The 17,006-nt window shown below is 67.8% G+C and carries 17 protein-coding genes; 11 read left to right on the top strand and 6 right to left on the bottom strand.

The genetic code is table 11. From position 1 onward, the window contains the following. Positions 1-62 precede the first annotated feature (62 nt). The 4 genes from hemW to rph are packed head-to-tail and all read right to left on the bottom strand — an operon-like array spanning position 63 to position 3,118. Complete coding sequence (hemW, locus tag EVS83_RS08830; protein WP_133500679.1) at positions 63-1,244, bottom strand: radical SAM family heme chaperone HemW; 1,182 nt, start codon at positions 1,242-1,244, stop codon at positions 63-65. After that, positions 1,241-1,744, bottom strand: a complete 504-nt coding sequence (locus EVS83_RS08825; protein ID WP_133500678.1) for a hypothetical protein — start codon at positions 1,742-1,744, stop codon at positions 1,241-1,243. The genes hemW and EVS83_RS08825 overlap by 4 nt, the downstream gene beginning before the upstream one ends. Further along, entirely contained in the window at positions 1,741-2,340 is a 600-nt protein-coding gene (rdgB, locus tag EVS83_RS08820; RefSeq protein ID WP_133500677.1) for an RdgB/HAM1 family non-canonical purine NTP pyrophosphatase, read from the bottom strand. The genes EVS83_RS08825 and rdgB overlap by 4 nt, the downstream gene beginning before the upstream one ends. Positions 2,341-2,380: 40 nt before the next feature. Beyond that, positions 2,381-3,118, bottom strand: coding sequence for a ribonuclease PH (gene rph, locus EVS83_RS08815; protein WP_133500676.1), 738 nt, complete (start codon positions 3,116-3,118; stop codon positions 2,381-2,383). An 85-nt stretch (positions 3,119-3,203) separates the two neighbouring features. Between rph and EVS83_RS08810 the strand changes: the two genes are divergently transcribed. The 11 genes from EVS83_RS08810 to EVS83_RS08760 all read left to right on the top strand — a co-directional run bounded on the left by EVS83_RS08810 (position 3,204) and on the right by EVS83_RS08760 (position 13,488). Next, positions 3,204-4,052 (top strand): YicC/YloC family endoribonuclease, encoded by an 849-nt coding sequence (locus EVS83_RS08810; protein WP_133500716.1) that lies wholly within the window; start codon positions 3,204-3,206, stop codon positions 4,050-4,052. An 87-nt stretch (positions 4,053-4,139) separates the two neighbouring features. Then, positions 4,140-4,763 (top strand): guanylate kinase, encoded by a 624-nt coding sequence (gene gmk / locus EVS83_RS08805; RefSeq protein ID WP_133500675.1) that lies wholly within the window; start codon positions 4,140-4,142, stop codon positions 4,761-4,763. A gap of 120 nt (positions 4,764-4,883) precedes the next feature. Then, entirely contained in the window at positions 4,884-5,180 is a 297-nt protein-coding gene (gene rpoZ / locus EVS83_RS08800; protein ID WP_133500674.1) for a DNA-directed RNA polymerase subunit omega, read from the top strand. Between the two features lie 156 nt (positions 5,181-5,336). Further along, positions 5,337-7,526 (top strand): RelA/SpoT family protein, encoded by a 2,190-nt coding sequence (locus tag EVS83_RS08795; protein WP_133500673.1) that lies wholly within the window; start codon positions 5,337-5,339, stop codon positions 7,524-7,526. Position 7,527: 1 nt separating this feature from the next. After that, a complete protein-coding gene (locus tag EVS83_RS08790) occupies positions 7,528-7,788 on the top strand; it encodes a hypothetical protein (protein ID WP_133500672.1) in 261 nt (86 codons plus the stop codon). Positions 7,789-7,851: 63 nt separating this feature from the next. Next, complete coding sequence (locus EVS83_RS08785; RefSeq protein ID WP_133500671.1) at positions 7,852-8,055, top strand: hypothetical protein; 204 nt, start codon at positions 7,852-7,854, stop codon at positions 8,053-8,055. A 97-nt stretch (positions 8,056-8,152) separates the two neighbouring features. Then, a complete protein-coding gene (locus tag EVS83_RS08780) occupies positions 8,153-8,533 on the top strand; it encodes a RidA family protein (RefSeq protein ID WP_133500670.1) in 381 nt (126 codons plus the stop codon). 3 nt (positions 8,534-8,536) lie between these two features. Continuing rightward, entirely contained in the window at positions 8,537-10,642 is a 2,106-nt protein-coding gene (gene recG, locus EVS83_RS08775; RefSeq protein ID WP_133500669.1) for an ATP-dependent DNA helicase RecG, read from the top strand. A gap of 30 nt (positions 10,643-10,672) precedes the next feature. After that, positions 10,673-11,605: a nucleoside hydrolase gene (locus tag EVS83_RS08770; RefSeq protein WP_133500668.1), complete on the top strand. Its 933-nt coding sequence runs from the start codon at positions 10,673-10,675 to the stop codon at positions 11,603-11,605. 95 nt (positions 11,606-11,700) lie between these two features. Then, on the top strand, positions 11,701-11,946 hold the full coding sequence (locus EVS83_RS08765) for a type B 50S ribosomal protein L31 (RefSeq protein ID WP_115647980.1): 246 nt from the start codon (positions 11,701-11,703) through the stop codon (positions 11,944-11,946). 240 nt (positions 11,947-12,186) lie between these two features. Next, positions 12,187-13,488, top strand: a complete 1,302-nt coding sequence (locus EVS83_RS08760) for a citrate synthase (protein WP_133500667.1) — start codon at positions 12,187-12,189, stop codon at positions 13,486-13,488. A 158-nt stretch (positions 13,489-13,646) separates the two neighbouring features. On the opposite strand, the gene EVS83_RS08755 is transcribed toward EVS83_RS08760, so the two are convergent. Together EVS83_RS08755 and EVS83_RS08750 are read right to left on the bottom strand one after the other, a co-directional pair. Next, positions 13,647-14,306 (bottom strand): hypothetical protein, encoded by a 660-nt coding sequence (locus EVS83_RS08755; protein ID WP_133500666.1) that lies wholly within the window; start codon positions 14,304-14,306, stop codon positions 13,647-13,649. A gap of 116 nt (positions 14,307-14,422) precedes the next feature. Then, a complete protein-coding gene (locus tag EVS83_RS08750) occupies positions 14,423-16,948 on the bottom strand; it encodes a penicillin-binding protein 1A (RefSeq protein ID WP_133500665.1) in 2,526 nt (841 codons plus the stop codon). Positions 16,949-17,006: the final 58 nt, after the last annotated feature.

Raw genomic sequence — 17,006 nt, 5'->3', positions numbered from 1 at the left:
ATGGGGTGGAAATGGGACCGACACCTAGCTTCTCCCCGCCGATTGAGACGATATAAACACGCTCACGCGCCGATGTCAGCCTCGGCGTGGACGTCGAGGAACAATTCGAGCACGTCATTCGTGAACCGCCGGCCCAGGTCGGTGGGCCATACGCGCTCAGCGTCGTGAGAAAGCCAGCCCTGCGCGAGCGCTTCGCGGATCGGCGTGTCGATGGCCTCGCGCGGCAGGCCCGTGCGTGCCTCGAACTGCGACCAGGCGAAACCTTCGTGCAGGCGCAGGGCGTTGAGCATGAACTCGAACGGGCGACGTGACGGCGCGATGCGCTCGTCGCCACCAATCGCCGCAGCGGTGCCCGCCGTCTCGAGATACTTGGTCGGGTGCTTGTGCTTCCAGCGACGCAGGAGGGTCTGCTCGGCACCCAGCGTGATCTTGCCGTGCGCTCCGGCGCCGATGCCGAGGTAGTCGCCGAATCGCCAGTAGTTGAGGTTGTGCTCGCAGCGATGGCCGGGCCGCGCGTAGGCGCTGGTCTCGTAATGCCCATAGCCCGCGGCCGCGAGCATCGCCTGGCAGCGCTCCTGCATATCCCAGGCGAGGTCGTCGTCGGGAATGTTCTTGGGCGGACGCGCGGCGAACACCGTGTTCGGTTCGAGCGTGAGCTGGTAGTGGGAGACGTGCGTCGGCGCGAGTTCGATCGCGCGTTCGACATCGCGCTCGGCCATCGCAAGGTCCTGGCCGGGCAGGGCGTACATCAGGTCGAGGTTGACCTCGCCGAAGCCGGCGTCCTGTGCCTGCCGGATCGCATTGGCAGCCTGGTCGGCGTCGTGGATGCGGCCGAGGCGTTCGAGACAGCCGTCGTCGAAGCTCTGCACGCCGAAGCTCAGGCGGTTGACGCCGGCGGCGCGGTAGTCGGCGAGCTTGCCGTACTCCGACGTGCCGGGATTCGTCTCGAGCGTGATCTCGCAATCGGGCGCGAAGCGCAGGCGCGAACTCGCTGTCTGCAGGAATCGGTCGACGAGCTCCGCGGGCATCAGGCTCGGTGTGCCGCCACCGAAGAACACGGTGCGGATGGTGCGGCCCCACACCAGCGGAAGGTCGAGATCGAGATCCGCGATCAACGCGTCGACGTACTGCGCGAGCGGAAGCTCACCGCGCCCCTGGTGCGAATTGAAGTCGCAGTACGGGCACTTCCTCACGCACCACGGCACATGCACGTAGAGCGAGAGAGGCGGAGTGGTGAGGCTCATGCGGGTGAGGCGTCGTGCGGCTGCCGTGTCGGTCCATGTTCGGGCATGCCGGCCAGCGCGTCGAGCAACGGCGCGTCGATGCGTGCGCGGCGTCGGCCGTGCACGATGAGCCAGAGCGCGATCGCGCGGAGCGTCGGATGCGCGGGCGACGGGCCGGACAACACCAGCGCGAGCCCGGCACGATCGCGTTGCAGCGACATCCGGCACCACGGCAGCAGCGTCCGGCGATAGCGCACGTGCGTCACGTGTCGGGCCGCGAGTGCGCGGAAGCCGTAACGCGTGGTCGCATCGCGCACGTGCATCAGCGGCCCGTCGAGCGCCGCCCATTGCATGCGCGACCCCACCGTGAGTGCGCACGCCAGCCCGACGGTGATCGCGATCATCGGCCCGGCCAGTGCGCCTGCGGCCAGTGCGATGACGACCGTCGCGACCGTCGCCGCCACGATCGCGCCGACCCGCGACTGCCAGCCCACCATCAGCTCTTCGCGCAGCGTGCTCATGTCGAGGTCTCCTCCGCGAGTTGTGCGCGCAGTGCGTCGACCGCACGGCCGCGATGGCTGATGCGCGCCTTGATGTCGGGATCGAGTTCGGCCGCGGAGACGCCGCGCTCGGTGTCGAGGAACACCGGGTCGTAGCCGAAACCGCCGGCGCCGCGCGGCGCCTCGAGGATGCGCCCGTGCCAGCTGCCCTGCGCGATCAGCGGTCGCGGATCCGCCTCGTGGCGCAGCAGCACGATCACCGCATGGAAATACGCGCCGCGTTCTGCATCGGGGCGTCCCTTCAATTCGCCGAGCAGCTTCTCGATGTTGGCTGTCGGGTTCGCCGGCGAACCCGCATAGCGGGCCGAGTACAGCCCGGGCGCGCCGCCGAGTGCGTCGACGCATAGACCCGAGTCGTCGGCAAGCGCAGGCAGGTGGGTCGCATGCGCCGCGTGGCGAGCCTTGAGCAGCGCGTTTTCGACGAACGTCAGCCCGGTTTCCTCGACGTCCTGGACGCCGAACGCGGACTGGGGCACGCACTCGAATCCCAGCGGCGCGAGCAGGCGCTCGAACTCGGCAAGCTTGCCCGGATTGCCGCTGGCGACGACCAGTTTCATGCGCGTCATCGTGACGCCCGGCGGGTGTACGCCGGGTGGATCAGCGACCCAGCGCCTCGCGCTGGAATGCGACGAGCTGCGCGATTCCGGCTTCCGCCAGGTCGGTCAGCGCGGTCAGTTCCTCGCGGCGGAACGCATGGCCTTCGGCCGTGCCCTGCAGTTCGATGAAGCCGCCGCCATCGTTCATGACGACATTCATATCGGTATCGCAGTCGCTGTCCTCGGCGTAGTCGAGGTCGAGCACGGGCACGCCGCGATAGACGCCGACCGACACCGCTGCCACCGCGCCGACGAGCGGATCGCGCTTGATCTCCCCGCGGTCGAGCAGCCACTTGGCGGCGTCGGCCAGGGCGACGTACGCACCGGTGATCGCAGCGGTGCGGGTGCCGCCGTCCGCCTGCAGGACGTCGCAGTCGAGGGTGATCGTGCGTTCGCCGAGCGCGCGGCGGTCGACGCAGGCGCGCAGCGAACGGCCGATCAGGCGCTGGATTTCGAGCGTGCGACCGCCCTGCTTGCCGCGCGAGGCCTCGCGGTCGTTGCGGGTGTTGGTCGAGCGCGGAAGCATCCCGTACTCGGCAGTGACCCAGCCTTCGCCCTTGCCGCGCAGGAAGCCCGGCACCTTGGCTTCGACGCTAGCGGTGCAGAGCACGCGCGTCTCGCCGAACTCGATCAGGACCGAGCCTTCGGCGTGCTTGGTGAAGCCGCGGGTGATGCGGACGGGGCGCAGCTGGTCGGGCGCGCGGCCGGACGGGCGGACGAAAGGAGCGCTCGCGCTCATGGCGGCGGATATCCGGGCGACGGCGCGTGAGATTACCATCCACGCCCCGCGGCCCTCGGCACACGACGCCATGTCCATCCGCAGCATGACCGCCTTTGCCAGCGGCGAATCGACCACCCCGTGGGGCACGCTCGCCTGCGAGCTGCGCTCGGTGAACCACCGGTTCCTCGAAATTTCGACGCGCCTGCCCGACGAGCTGCGCGCGCTCGAGCCCGCCCTGCGCGAGCGCATCGGCGCCCGCATCAGCCGCGGCAAGGTCGACGTGACGATGCGTCTGCGTGCGGCCGAAGGCGTCGGCGCGTTGCAGGTCAATCGCGAGCGCTTGGCTGAGCTCGCACGCCTGTCGCGCGAACTCGAAACCGACTTCCCGGGCCTGCGCACCGATTTCTCGCAGCTGCTGCAGATCCCGGGCGTCGTGAAAGGCGAGGGCGTCGACACCGCCGCGTTGCACGCCGATGCGCTGGCGCTGCTCGATCGCACGCTCGACGAATTCGTCGCCTCGCGCGAGCGGGAAGGCGCGAAGCTGGCGCAGGCCATCACCGACCGCCTCGACGGCATCGCGACCATTCGCGAAACCGTGCGCGAGTGCATTCCCGCGATCCGCGACGGGCAGCGCACGCGGCTGGAGGCGCGCCTGGCCGACTTGCCGGTGCCGGTGGATCCTGGTCGTCTCGAACAGGAGCTCGTGCTCGCGCTGCAGAAGCTCGATGTCGACGAAGAGCTCGATCGTCTCGATGCGCATCTCTCCGAGGCGCGCCGGGTGCTGAAGCTCAAGGAAGCCGTCGGCCGTCGCCTCGATTTCCTCCTTCAGGAATTCAATCGCGAGGCCAACACGCTCGGCAGCAAGTCGGTCGACAGCCGCACGTCGTCGGCCGCGATCGACCTCAAGGTGCTGATCGACCAGATCCGCGAGCAGGTTCAGAACATCGAATGACCGTCGCCGGCCCGGACCGCCGCTCCGCCGGAGCGGTTAGGATTCGGCAGCCCGGCCCCGCCGACACCCGCAGACCAGAACAGGCCCATGCGCGGAACCCTTTTCATCGTCGCGGCGCCTTCGGGCGCGGGCAAATCCAGCATCGTCAACGCGGTGCTCGCCCGCGATCCGAACATCTCGCTCTCGATCTCGTTCACCTCGCGCGCGCCGCGACCGGGTGAGCGGCATGCCGAGCACTACCACTTCGTCGGCAAGCAGGAGTTCGAGGACATGGTCGCCGCCGGTGACTTCTTCGAGCACGCGCTGGTGCATGGCGACTGGAAGGGCACGGCGCGTCAGTCGGTCGAGCCGCAACTCAATTCCGGCCGCGACGTCCTGCTCGAGATCGACTGGCAAGGCGCCCGCCAGGTCCGCGCCCAGGTGCCGGACGCGATTTCCGTCTTCATCCTCCCGCCCTCGCGCGCCGCGCTCGAGGAGCGCATGCGCAAGCGCGGGCAGGACAGCGAGGACGTCATCGCCCAGCGCCTGGCTGCCGCGCGAGAGGAGATGAGCCACTACGGCGAGTTCGACTTCCTCATCGTCAACGAGGATTTCGAGACGGCGGTCGCCGAGATGTGCGCGATCTTCACGGCCAGCCGCCTGCGGCGTGATCCGCAGATCGCCCGGCACCAGCGCCTGATCACCGCGCTGCTGGTCGACGATCCGTCCTGAGCCGCCAATTGCCGGCTAACTGACTGATTCCAAAGGAAAGGCTTGCCTCGGCGACGGGTCGGCCCTACACTGCCACCCCCTTCGCATCACGTGGCGTGCCGTCCGGCCGCCGGGAGCCCCATGGCCCGCATCACCGTAGAAGACTGCCTGAAGGTCGTCGACAACCGCTTCGAGCTCGTCATGATGGCCTCCAAGCGCGCCCGCCAGCTGGCCAACGGCGTCGACGCCCAGCTCGACAACGAAGCCAACGACAAGCCGACCGTGCTGGCGCTGCGCGAGATCGCCGCGCGCCGCATCGACAACGAATACATCGACGCCGTCGAGAAGGCCGAGCGCGAGCGCAAGGAGCGCGAGGCGCTGGAGTGGGCCGCTGCCGAAGTGGTCGCCGACGAAGACATGTCGAAGGGCGACGACTGATCGTCGTCACTCGCATGAAGATGAACGGGCCCCGCTTCGGCGGGGTTCGTCGTTTCTGCGCCCGGTCACGCTTTCATGGCCGGCGACGAAACCGGCGGCCGGACGTGCCCGCTTAAAGCGTTGCGTGGTGGGAACGCGGACGTATAGTCGGTCGTAATGAGTTCGTTCGATCGCGTCGCCAGCCCGAAGACCGTCGCGCCTCCGCCGGTATCCACCGACGAGGTGCCGGAGTACGTCCTCGAACTCGAGCGCGCCGCCTCCTATCTCACCGACGAACAGCGCGCGCAGCTGCGCAAGGCCTGGCGCCTCGGCGCCGCCGCGCATGCGGGGCAGACGCGCAAATCGGGTGAGCCGTACATCACGCATCCCGTCGCCGTGGCCAAGGTGCTGGCGGAGCAGGGGCTCGATGTCGAAACGCTGATCGCCGCGATCCTGCACGACACGCTGGAAGACACCGAGCTCAGCCACGAACAGCTGACGGAGGAGTTCGGCAGCACGGTCGCGGAGCTCGTCGACGGCGTCACCAAGCTCGACAAGCTGCAGTTCCGGGATCGCCAGGAAGCCGCGGCCGAGAGCTTCCGCAAGATGCTTCTCGCGATGTCGCGCGACCTGCGCGTCATCCTGATCAAGCTCGCCGATCGTCTCCACAACATGCGCACGCTCGGCGCGCAGAACCCCGAGTCGCGCAAGCGCATCGCCCGCGAGACGCTTGAGATCTACGCGCCGATCGCGCAGCGCCTCGGCATGAATCTGTTCAAGGCGGAATTGCAGGACCACGGCTTCCGCGCGTTGCATCCGTGGCGACATGCGGTCATTTCCAAGCGCATTCGCACGCAGCCGGTGATGCGTCGCGAACTGCTCGCGCAGATCGAGGCGCAGCTCGCGCAGAAACTTGCGAAGGAAAAGCTCATCCACCGGCTCGTGAGCCGGGTCAAGTCGCCGTGGAGCATCTACACGAAGATGCGGACGGAACATAAGAGCTTCCGCCAAGTGATGGATGTCTTCGGCTTCCGCGTGGTGGTGCGCAACGTCGGCGACTCGTACCGCGCGTTGGGCGTCGCGCACGCGACCTACAAGCCGCTGGATTCGCGCTTCCGCGACTTCATCGCGATTCCGAAGGCCAACGGCTACCAGTCGCTGCACACGGTGCTGTTCGGGCCGTACGGCTCGCCGGTCGAAGTGCAGATTCGCACCGAGGAGATGGACCTCGTCGCCGAGCGCGGCATCGCGGCGCACTGGTCGTACAAGTTCGGCGGTGATGGATTCAACAGCGCGCAGAACCGCGCGCATCACTGGATCACGAATCTCGTCGAATCGCAGCGTTCGGCCGGCTCGTCGCTGGAATTCCTCGAGAACGTCAAGGTCGACCTGTTCCCGGACGAGGTCTACGTCTTCACGCCGAAGGGCGACATCCTCTCGCTGCCGCGCAATTCGACCGCACTCGACTTCGCGTACGCCGTGCACACCGATATCGGCAACACGTCGGTCGCCGCGCGCGTCGACGGCAAGCTGGTGCCGCTGCGTACGAAACTCGCGAGCGGCCAGCGCGTCGACATCATCACCGCGCGTTCGGCGACGCCGAAGCCGCAATGGCTGGAGTTCGTCGTCACCGGCAAGGCGCGTACGGCGATCCGCCAGCAGCTCAAGCAGCTCGAACACGAGGACGCGGTGCAGATCGGGCATCGCATGCTCGATCGCGCGCTCGAGGCGCTGGAAACGTCGCTCGAACGCGTGCCGGCCAATCGGCTCAACGCGTATCTCGCCGAGAACCGCTATCCGCGCCTCGAAGCGTTGCTGGCCGACATCGCGCTTGGCAATCGCATGCCGTCGCAGGTCGCGCTGGCGCTGGTGCGCGAGCGCGGCGCCAACCTCAAGCCGCGCGCCGAGGACCTGATCGACGGCGTGCAGGACAAGATCCTGATCACCGGCAACGAGAAGGGCGTCATCTCGTTCGCGAGCTGCTGCCTACCGGTGCCGGGCGACGAGATCATGGGCTATCACACGGCCGGGCGCGGCATCGTCGTGCATCGCCTCGACTGCCCGAACGTGGCCGAGTACCGCAAGTCGCCCGACCGCTGGGTGCCGATCGGCTGGGACCGCGAAGTGCGGGGCGATTTCCATGCCGCGCTCAAGATCGAGGTCGACAACCGCCCCGGCGCGCTCGCGCAGATCGCGGCCGCGATTGCCGATGCGAAGGCGAACATCGACCGCGTCGAGTACATCGAACGCGACGCGAACGTCGCCGTACTGCGGTTCGGCATCGAAGTCACGGACCGCAAGCATCTCGCGGACGTGATGCGCAAGGTGCGCAAGCTCAGCGTCGCGCTCGGCGTGCAGCGCATCTGACGTGGCCGACATCGCGCAACTGCTCATGCAGGCGGCGATGGAAGTGCGGCAGCGGGCGTCGTCGGCAACGCTGGTCGGCCTGGAGCCGGACGAACTCGAACAGCTGGCCGATCGGCTGGTGCAGGCCGCGAAACTTCCGCCGGGTCATGCCGCTGCGTCACTCGCGATGCTTGCGCGATTGTTCGGCGACGATCGCGACGTCTGGGCGAGCGTCTCACCGTCGTTCGTCACGCTCATGGATACGGTGCGTGCGCGGTCCTGATGCGTAGCGCCGGCCATTGCATCGGTGTGCAGGCCGGCGCGGTGAAGTGAGGAAACGCGCGTGATGTCGACGCTGCTTCTCGGTGTGCTGCTCGGCTCCGTAGGGCTCGGCTACGCCGTGTACGGCCGTCGCCAGCGCGAGCCCATCGCCCTGGTCTGCGGCATCGTGCTCATGGTCCTGCCGTACGTCGTGGCGAGCGCCGCGGCGCTCGTGCTGGCGGGCATCGCGATCGCCGCGGCGCCCTGGGTGGTGCGGCGCTACATCTGACGTCGAAGCGCCATCGCGCGCGGTGCGACAGCAACGGCGACAATCGACGCCACGTCACCGCGTACCATTCCGCGCACATCCCCTTTCCACGACCGCCATGCGCCAGCCGATCCATACCGACCGTGCCCCCGCCGCCATCGGCCCGTATTCGCAGGCCGTGCGCGCCGGCGATACGGTGTTCCTGTCGGGCCAGATCCCGCTCGATCCCTCGACGGGTGACCTCGTGACCGGCGACATCGCCACGCAGGCGCGCCGCGCGTTCGACAACCTGCGCGCGGTCTGCGAAGCCGCGGGCGGCTCGCTCGACGGCGTCGTGCGCCTCGGGCTCTACCTCACCGATCTCGGCGACTTCGCGGCGGTGAACGCGGTGATGGCCGACTACTTCCAGGCGCCGTATCCGGCGCGTTCGACGATCCAGGTCTCGGGCCTGCCGAAAGGCGCGCACTTCGAGGTCGACGCGATCCTCGTCCTCGGCTGATCGATGCCCCGCGCGGCGCGACCGACGCCTGCCCTCGCGCCGGCCGGCGACGCGCCGCTGACGTCGCTGCGCGGCTGCGGGCCCGCGCTTGTGGAGAAGCTCGCCTCGCGCGGGCTTTCGACGCTGCAGGACCTTTGGCTACAGCTGCCTCGCGGCTACGAAGACCGCACCAAGATCGTGCCGATCCGCGACCTGCAGGCGGGCACCGCCGCGCAGGTCGAGGGCGTCGTCGAGGCGGTCGAGAAAGGCTTCCGTTATCGACCGATGCTGCGTGTCGCGATTTCGGATGAATCGCACGCCACGCTGGTGCTGCGCTTCTTCCACTTCCGCGCCGCGCAGGTCGCGCAATTTCAACCGGGCACGCGCCTGCGCTGCTACGGCACACCACGGCTCGGGCCGCAGGGGCTGGAGATCGTGCATCCCAGCTATCGCGTCGTCGAACCTGACGAAGTGCTCGGCAGTGCGCTGGATCCCGTGTATCCGCAGATCGAAGGCGTCGCGCCGGCGACGCTGCGACGCCTGATCGGCCTCGCGATCGAACGCCTGCCGTCCGACGATGCGCTGGAACTTCTGCCGGTGTCGTGGTGGTCCGACCTCGGCCTGCCGTCACTGCGCGAAGCATTGGTCACGGTGCATCGGCCGTCCGCCGACGACGACATCGCTGCGTTGCTGTCGGGTCGCCATCCGGCGCAACGGCGGCTCGCACTCGAAGAACTTCTCGCGCATCACCTGAGCCTGCGCGGGCAGCGACGCGCACATCGCGCGCGCATCGCGCCTGCACTCGACGACGTGCGCGAGGCGTTGCGTCTGCGCAACGCGCTGCCGTTCGCGTTGACCAATGCACAGTCGCGCGTGTTCGACGAAGTCGCCGTCGATCTCGCGCAGCCGGTGCCGATGCTGCGGCTCGTGCAGGGCGACGTCGGATCCGGCAAGACCGTGGTCGCAGCGATGGCCGCGTTGCTCGCAGTCGGCAGTGGCAAGCAGGCGGCATTGATGGCACCGACGGAACTGCTCGCCGAGCAGCATCTCGGCAATCTGCGTGGATGGCTGGAGCCACTGGGCGTGCGCGTCACGTGGCTTGCCGGCAAGGTCACCGGCAAGGCGCGCGCGAACGTGCTCGCGGAGGTGGCTTCGGGCGCGGCGCAGGTCGTCGTCGGCACGCATGCGCTGATGCAGGAGGGCGTCGCGTTCCACGACCTCGCGCTCGCCATCGTCGACGAGCAGCATCGCTTCGGCGTGCACCAGCGTCTCGCGCTCGTCGACAAGGGCTCGCTCGCGCACGGCACGGTGCCGCACCAGCTCGTCATGACCGCAACGCCGATCCCGCGGACGCTCGCCATGGCGGCGTACGCCGATCTCGACGTGTCGACGATCGACGAACTGCCGCCCGGCCGCACGCCGGTGACGACGGTCGTCCTCGGATCGGATCGCCGACCGGAACTCGTCGAACGCATCCGTCGCGCCTGCGCGGAAGGCCGCCAGGCATATTGGGTGTGCACGCTGATCGACGAGAGCGACGAGGTCGTCGCGAAGGCGGCGCAGACGACGTTCGAGGAACTGACGGCGCAGCTGCCGGAACTGCGCCTCGGCCTCGTGCACGGCCGCATGCGACCCGCCGAGAAGCAGGCGGCGATGCTGGCGTTCAAGAACGGCGAGACGGATCTGCTCGTCGCGACGACCGTCATCGAAGTCGGCGTCGACGTGCCGAATGCGTCGCTGATGATCATCGAGAACGCGGAACGTCTTGGCCTGTCGCAGCTCCATCAGTTGCGTGGACGCGTGGGGCGGGGCAGCGCGCAGTCGAGCTGCGTGCTGCTCTACCAGCCACCGCTGTCGCAGATGGCGCGCGAACGCCTGTCGACGATGCGCGAGACCAACGATGGCTTCGTCATTGCGGAGCGCGATCTCGAATTGCGCGGCCCAGGCGAGCTGCTGGGCACGCGACAGACTGGTGTCGCCGAGTTTCGCGTCGCCGATCTGCAGCGCGATGCCGACCTGCTGCCGCGCGTGCAGGCGCTGGGTGAGCGCATCGCAGAACGTGCGCCGGAACTTGCGGGCCGCATCGTCGCGCGCTGGGTCGGCGGTGCGGTGCGCTACGCGTCGGCGTGACAGCGGGGCCGCCTTCTGCATAATCGGTCGATGAACGATCCAATTCCGCTTCTCATCGATACCGATCCCGGCGTGGACGACGCGCTGGCCCTGCTGATGGCCTTCAACGATCCGCGTCATCGCGTCGTCGGCCTGACCATCGCCGCCGGCAACGTGGGCCTCGAGCACACCGTCGCCAACGCGCTCAAGCTGTGCGAAGTGGCGAATGTCGACGTGCCGGTATTCGCCGGCTGTGCGTCGCCGCTGCTGCATCCGGCACGCGATGCCGCGTACGTGCACGGCCGCGACGGTTTTGGCGACACGGGCTATGCGAAGGCTTCGAAGCAGGCCGAGACCGAACACGCCGCGCTCGCGATCCTGCGGCTCTCGCACGAACACGCGGGACGCCTGCTTCTCGTCGCGCTCGGGCCGCTGACCAACATCGCGCTCGCGCTTAAGCTCGACCCGACGCTGCCGGCGCGCGTCGCGCGCTTCGTGGTCATGGGCGGTTCGGTGACTGCCCACGGCAACATCACGCCCGCGGCCGAATTCAACATCGCCTTCGATCCGGAAGCCGCGCACATCGTCTTCGAGGCGTTCCCGCACATCGACCTCGCCGACTGGGAGGCGACGATCGCCCATGGCTTCGCGCACGACGAGATCGAACGCTGGCTCCAGGCGGATCACCCGAAGGCGCGGTTCTACGATTCGATCTCCAGGCAGACGCGGCTCTGGTCCAGCGACCGCCGCGGCGACCACTGGCATGCCGCCGATGCCCTCGCGATGGCCTATGCACTCGAACCCGACGCGGCGACCGAACAGGTCGAGCGCCCGGTCGCGGTCGAACTGGAAGGGCGCCACACCCGCGGCGCCACGGTCGTGGACTGGAACCGCCAGGATGGCGCCCGCGACAACTGCCGGATCCTGATGCGCTACGACCAGGCCCGGTTCGAGCAGCGGATGCGAGAGGCGCTGGGCGCCTGACGGGCGTTCAGGCGGCTGGGCCGTCATATGGCTTGCACGGCCCCGCCGAGGTCTCTATACTGCCGGGCTCCCCGAATCCCTTAATGGTGCATGCCATGAAGACCGGCATCCATCCGGACTACCGCGAAGTCGTCTTCCAGGACGTCACCACGGACTTTTCGTTCCTCACCCGCTCGACGATGCCGACCAAGGAATCGATCAAGTGGGAAGACGGTAACGAGTACCCGCTGATCAAGGTCGATATCTCGTCGGCCTCGCACCCGTTCTACACGGGCAAGCACAAGATCGTGGATACCAGCGGTCGCGTGGACAAGTTCCGCAAGCGCTACGCCCAGAAGTAATCGCGTCGCGGGCCCGCCCCGCGCCGATGTCGCACGACGGCCGCCTCCGGGCGGCCGTTCGCGTTTCCGGCGTCGGGGGTTTCATGGTGGACTTTGGCGGTCTCCGCCTCACGCCATTGGACCAACGGCACAGCCAGCCGACGCAGGCGTATGTGCGATAATCCGCGGCTTGCGAATCGATCGCTAAAGAACCTTCTCCTCCGCGCGGCGACAGCGCCGCATGCCTCCTAGGAGCGCTCCGTGTCCGAGAACAAATCCGGCCTGCAGCAGGTCAGCGTGACCGCCGGCGATGCCACCGTGACCCTGCCCGTGCAGCACCCCGTCCTGGGCGCGCCGTGCATCGACATCGCCAAGCTGCCGAAGGAAACCGGCTGCTTCACCTACGACCCCGGCTTCACCGCCACCGCGAGCTGCAAGTCGGCGATTACGTACATCGACGGCGACGCGGGCGTTCTGCTTTACCGCGGCTACCCGATCGAGCAGCTCGCCGAGAAGTCGAACTTCCTCGAGGTCGCGTACCTGCTCATGAACGGTGAGCTGCCGAACGCGCAGGAGTTCGACAAGTTCGAACACGAGGTCACGCATCACACGATGATGCACGAGGCCTTCCGCACGTTCCTCTATGGCTTCCGCCACGACGCGCATCCGATGGCGATGCTGGTCGGCATGCTCGGCTCGATGGCGAGCTTCTATCACAACGATCTCGACCTCGAGGATCCGGCGCAGCGCCGCCTCGCCGCGATCCGCCTGATCGCGAAGGTGCCGACGATCGCCGCGGCCTGCCATCGTTATTCGATCGGCTGGCCGATCCGTTATCCGAAGAATTCGCTCGAGTACACGACGCGCTTCCTGCACATGATGAAGGAAGTGCCGGCCGAGCCACTCGAGCTCAATCCGGTCGCCGCGAAGGCGCTGGATCTGCTCTTCATCCTGCACGCCGACCACGAGCAGAACGCGTCGACGTCGACCGTCCGCCTGGTCGGTTCGACCGGTGCGAACCCGTACGTCTGCGTCGCTTCCGGCGTCGCCGCGCTGTGGGGACCGGCGCACGGTGGTGCGAACGAGGCGGTGCTGAAGATGCTCGCCGAGATCGGTCGTCCCGAGAACGTGAGCAGCGCGGTCGACAAGGCGAAGGACAAGAATTCGGGCTTCCGCCTGATGGGCTTCGGTCACCGCGTCTACAAGAACTACGATCCGCGCGCCGCGCTCGTGCGCAAGATGACGCACGACGTGCTCGGCCAGCTCGGCATCAACGACCCGCTGCTCGAGGTCGCGATGAAGCTCGAGGAAGCGGCGCTGAAGGACGAGTACTTCGTGCAGCGCAAGCTCTACCCGAACGTCGATTTCTACTCGGGCATCATCTACAAGGCGCTGGGCATTCCGGTCGAGATGTTCACCGTGATGTTCGCGATCGCGCGCACCGCGGGCTGGGTCAGCCACTGGCTGGAGCAGCAGGAAGATCCGGAGAACAAGATCGGTCGTCCGCGTCAGATCTACACCGGTTCGGCGCAGCGCGATTACGTCGAGGCGTCGAAGCGCTGACGCTTCCCGGACATTCGAATTACAACGAAGCCGCGGCCTGTCCGCGGCTTCGTCGTTTCAGAGGCAGTGCTGCCGCGGTCACGCGCAATGCTGACCGTCGCCGATGAAGCGCGATCGCGTTCCGCTTCGATGAGCCTTGTCGGCGGCGACGCCGTCGATCAGCCCAGTCCGCGCTCGAAGTCCTCGATCTCCGCCTCGGCTACGAGCTGCCGCAGCTGCGAGACGTTCGCGCGACGCATCGGCTTTTCGTCGACCGGTGACAGCGGCGCCTGGCGCAGAACATCGTGCGGCAGCACCGTGACATCGAAGGCGAGGCCGTCGGCGCTGAACACCCACACCGGGAAATCGCCGTCGCGATGACGATCGAGGCGCAGGCGCCGATTGCGCGACTGCGCCGGCACGTCGTGTTCGACCAGAAAGCGATGCACGGACTCGGCGTCGTCGGCGTGCAAATGCAGCATTACCGGCGAACGCGCATCCGACGTGCCTTCGAGCACCGGGCCGACGAGCCGCGGATCGAATGCGCGGAAGAAACCGAGCGCTTCGATCGCGGCTTCGCGTCGACGGCGCAGCTCGCCCGCATTGTCGCGGCCGAACAGGCGCTGGTACTGCCGAAGGGCGGCCTCGATTTCCGTATTGCGCGGCAGCGACGCGTCGTCGTGGATGCCGAGACGCTCGGCGGCTTTGAGCTTGGCCTGGTGGTAGTCGGCGATGCCGCTCTCGGCCATGAGCCGGGCGGCCTCGCCGGCGAGTCGCTCACGGCGTTCGCGAAGTCGGGACTGCGCGTGCTGGTGGGCGTGCTGACGGGCAGGGCGCATGGCGAGGCTCCGTGGCAGGCGAGGCGGACGATCCGCCGCCGGCACGCGCCGGCCATTGCACGCTAGCACGCCGATGTCGACGCGCGTTGTCGCGGCGTCGACATCCGTTCAGCGGATCAGAAGATGTCGAACGACTCTTCGGTGCCCGTGTCCTGTTGCTGCGTCGACGGGCCGTAGTCGATGTCGCTCTGCATGCGCTCGAGGTCCTCGGCCTTCACCCATTCGGTGATGCCGCCCGTCGCGCCCGGCAGCAGGCGACCGCCCGGTCCCACCGCCACCTTGACCATGCCATCGGGCGGATCGTTCGGCTGGACGGGCTGATCCTTCAATGCCGTGCGCATGTAGTCGATCCAGATCGGCAGCGCTGCGCGACCGCCGTACTCGCGATAGCCGAGCGACTTGAAGTCGTCGCGGCCGACCCAGACCGTCGTGATGTACGGACCCCCGAAGCCGGAGAACCACGCGTCGCGGTGATCGTTCGTCGAACCGGTCTTGCCGCCGACGTCCTCGCGGTTGAGCACGCGCGCCGGCGTGCCGGTACCGCGCAACACGACGTCGCGCAGGATCGACACGATCTGGTAACCGATGCGTTCGTCGATCGCGCGCGGCGCGAGCGCCATGCCCGTGGTGTCGACCTTCTTTGACTTCGATGCATCGGCGGCGCCTGCCGCGTTCGACTTGGTGGTCGACGTCGCCGGGGTGGACGGCGTCGAGCTCAGGTCGAAGCCGTCGACGACGTTCGTCGCCGTCGCGACGGGTGCGCCCGCAGCGTTCGCGACGACCGCGCAGCCGTGGCAGCCCGTCACGGGCTTTTCCTTGAAGATCACGGCGCCGTTGCGGTCCTTGACCGTGTCGATGAACCACGGCGTGATGCGGTAGCCGCCGTTGTAGAACGCGGCGTAGCCACGCGCGACCGACAGCGGCGTCAGCGATGCGGTGCCGAGCGACATCGACAGGTTCGGCGGAAGATCCTTCTCTTCGAAACCGAAGTGGCTGATGTACTTGCGCGCGTAGTCGACACCGATCGCGTCGAGCAGGCGCACCGATACGAGGTTGCGCGACTGCACCATCGCTTCGCGAAGCCGCATCGGGCCCGCGAAGTTGCCGGTGTCGTTCTGCGGACGCCACAGGTGGCCGACGCGATCCTTGAACACGACCGGCGCGTCGAGAACGATCGACGCCGGATTGAAGCCGCGCTCGAACGCCGCCGAATACACGAACGGCTTGAAGCTCGAACCCGGCTGGCGCTTGGCCTGCACGGCGCGGTTGAACTTGTTGCCGGCAAAGCTGTAGCCGCCCGTGAGCGCACGCAATGCGCCGTTCATGGCGTCGATCGAGACGAGCGATGCCTGCGCCTTCGGCAGCTGGTCAAGACGGTAGGCGACGGCAGTATCGGCAGGTGCCGGCTTCGCACCGTCCTTCGCTGCGGCGGGCTGCACGCGACGCACGCGCACCATGTCGCCGCGCTTGAGCGTCGTGTAGCTCGCGCCTTCCCACGTGTGCGCGGCATCGAGCGTGATCGTGCGGCCGTCGGCGAGCGCGACGTCGGCGCTTCCCGCACGCGCGGACAGCACGACCGCCGGAAGCAGCTCGCCCTGCGCGGGGTAGGGCGCGAGGCGACGACCCGCCGTCGCGGCGTCGTCCGCGTCGGTGAGGTCGAAATGACGCTCCGCGCCGCGCCAGCCATGGCGGCGGTCGTAGGTGTGCAGACCTTCGCGCACAGCGGCATCGGCCGCGGCCTGCAGCGTCGGGTCGATCGTCGTGTAGACGTGGTAGCCCTTCGTCAGCGCCTCGGGGCCGTAGCGCGTGAGCATTTCCTGGCGGACCATCTCGGCGACGTACGGCGCATACACCTCGACCGGGCGCTCGTGCGGCGTGGCGTGCATCGGCACCGCTTTGGACGCGTCAGCCTGCGCGCGGCTGATGAACTTCAGCTCGGCCATGCGATCGAGGATGTAGTCGCGACGGACCTTGGCGCGTGCCGTGTTGCTGATCGGATTCGCGGCGGACGGGAACTTCGGGATGCCGGCGAGCGACGCCATCTCGTCGAGCGACAGCTTGTCGAGCGGCTTGCCGTAGTAGTACTCGGCGGCCGCGGCGACGCCGTAGGCGCGATTACCGAAGAAGCTGACGTTGAGGTACAGCTCGAAGATCTCGTCCTTGCTCAGCTCGCGCTCCATGCGCATGGCGAGCAGCATCTCCGCGAGCTTGCGGGTGTAGCTGTACTCGTTGCTCAGGAAGAACTGGCGGGCGACCTGCTGGGTGATGGTCGAGCCGCCGGGGACGCGCTTGTCGTTCGTCGTGGCGAGCAGCCAGATCGCGCGCGCGACGCCGGTGAAGTCGACGCCGTGGTGCTGGTAGAAGCGCGAGTCCTCGATGGCGATGAACGCCTTCTTCTGCAGGTCCGGCACCTTTTCGATGTCGACCGGATAACGCCGGGTCTCGCCGAACAGCGCCATCAGGCGCCCGTCCTTGGCGTAGACGTACATCGGCTCCTGCAACTGCACGTCGCGCAGGGTCTCCACGTCGGGCAGCTTGGGGGCGATCACGGCGTAGAGCGCGCCGGCGGCGATCAGGCCGAGGACGAGCAGGCCGGCAGTCGCGAAAAGCGCCCAGCGGAGGAGGCGTCGGATACGGGGCATCGGGGGACGTCACGTAAAGAAATCGATAAGCGAGTATAGGGGACGCCCTGCGAGGTCG

The sequence above is a fragment of the Cognatilysobacter terrigena genome, from assembly GCF_004361065.1.
Classification (GTDB): domain Bacteria; phylum Pseudomonadota; class Gammaproteobacteria; order Xanthomonadales; family Xanthomonadaceae; genus Cognatilysobacter; species Cognatilysobacter terrigena.
Note: the sequence above shows the minus strand (reverse complement) of the source record. Positions and strands in the feature narration are given on the sequence as shown.

Bases quoted from the DNA above. Each gene is read 5' to 3' on its own strand.
- hemW (WP_133500679.1), bottom strand. From the start codon at position 1,244: ATGAGCCTCACCACTCCGCCTCTCTCGCTCTACGTGCATGTGCCGTGG.
- EVS83_RS08825 (WP_133500678.1), bottom strand. From the start codon at position 1,744: ATGAGCACGCTGCGCGAAGAGCTGATGGTGGGCTGGCAGTCGCGGGTC.
- rdgB (WP_133500677.1), bottom strand. From the start codon at position 2,340: ATGAAACTGGTCGTCGCCAGCGGCAATCCGGGCAAGCTTGCCGAGTTC.
- rph (WP_133500676.1), bottom strand. From the start codon at position 3,118: ATGAGCGCGAGCGCTCCTTTCGTCCGCCCGTCCGGCCGCGCGCCCGAC.
- EVS83_RS08810 (WP_133500716.1), top strand. From the start codon at position 3,204: ATGACCGCCTTTGCCAGCGGCGAATCGACCACCCCGTGGGGCACGCTC.
- gmk (WP_133500675.1), top strand. From the start codon at position 4,140: ATGCGCGGAACCCTTTTCATCGTCGCGGCGCCTTCGGGCGCGGGCAAA.
- rpoZ (WP_133500674.1), top strand. From the start codon at position 4,884: ATGGCCCGCATCACCGTAGAAGACTGCCTGAAGGTCGTCGACAACCGC.
- EVS83_RS08795 (WP_133500673.1), top strand. From the start codon at position 5,337: ATGAGTTCGTTCGATCGCGTCGCCAGCCCGAAGACCGTCGCGCCTCCG.
- EVS83_RS08785 (WP_133500671.1), top strand. From the start codon at position 7,852: ATGTCGACGCTGCTTCTCGGTGTGCTGCTCGGCTCCGTAGGGCTCGGC.
- EVS83_RS08780 (WP_133500670.1), top strand. From the start codon at position 8,153: ATGCGCCAGCCGATCCATACCGACCGTGCCCCCGCCGCCATCGGCCCG.
- recG (WP_133500669.1), top strand. From the start codon at position 8,537: ATGCCCCGCGCGGCGCGACCGACGCCTGCCCTCGCGCCGGCCGGCGAC.
- EVS83_RS08770 (WP_133500668.1), top strand. From the start codon at position 10,673: ATGAACGATCCAATTCCGCTTCTCATCGATACCGATCCCGGCGTGGAC.
- EVS83_RS08765 (WP_115647980.1), top strand. From the start codon at position 11,701: ATGAAGACCGGCATCCATCCGGACTACCGCGAAGTCGTCTTCCAGGAC.
- EVS83_RS08755 (WP_133500666.1), bottom strand. From the start codon at position 14,306: ATGCGCCCTGCCCGTCAGCACGCCCACCAGCACGCGCAGTCCCGACTT.
- EVS83_RS08750 (WP_133500665.1), bottom strand. From the start codon at position 16,948: ATGCCCCGTATCCGACGCCTCCTCCGCTGGGCGCTTTTCGCGACTGCC.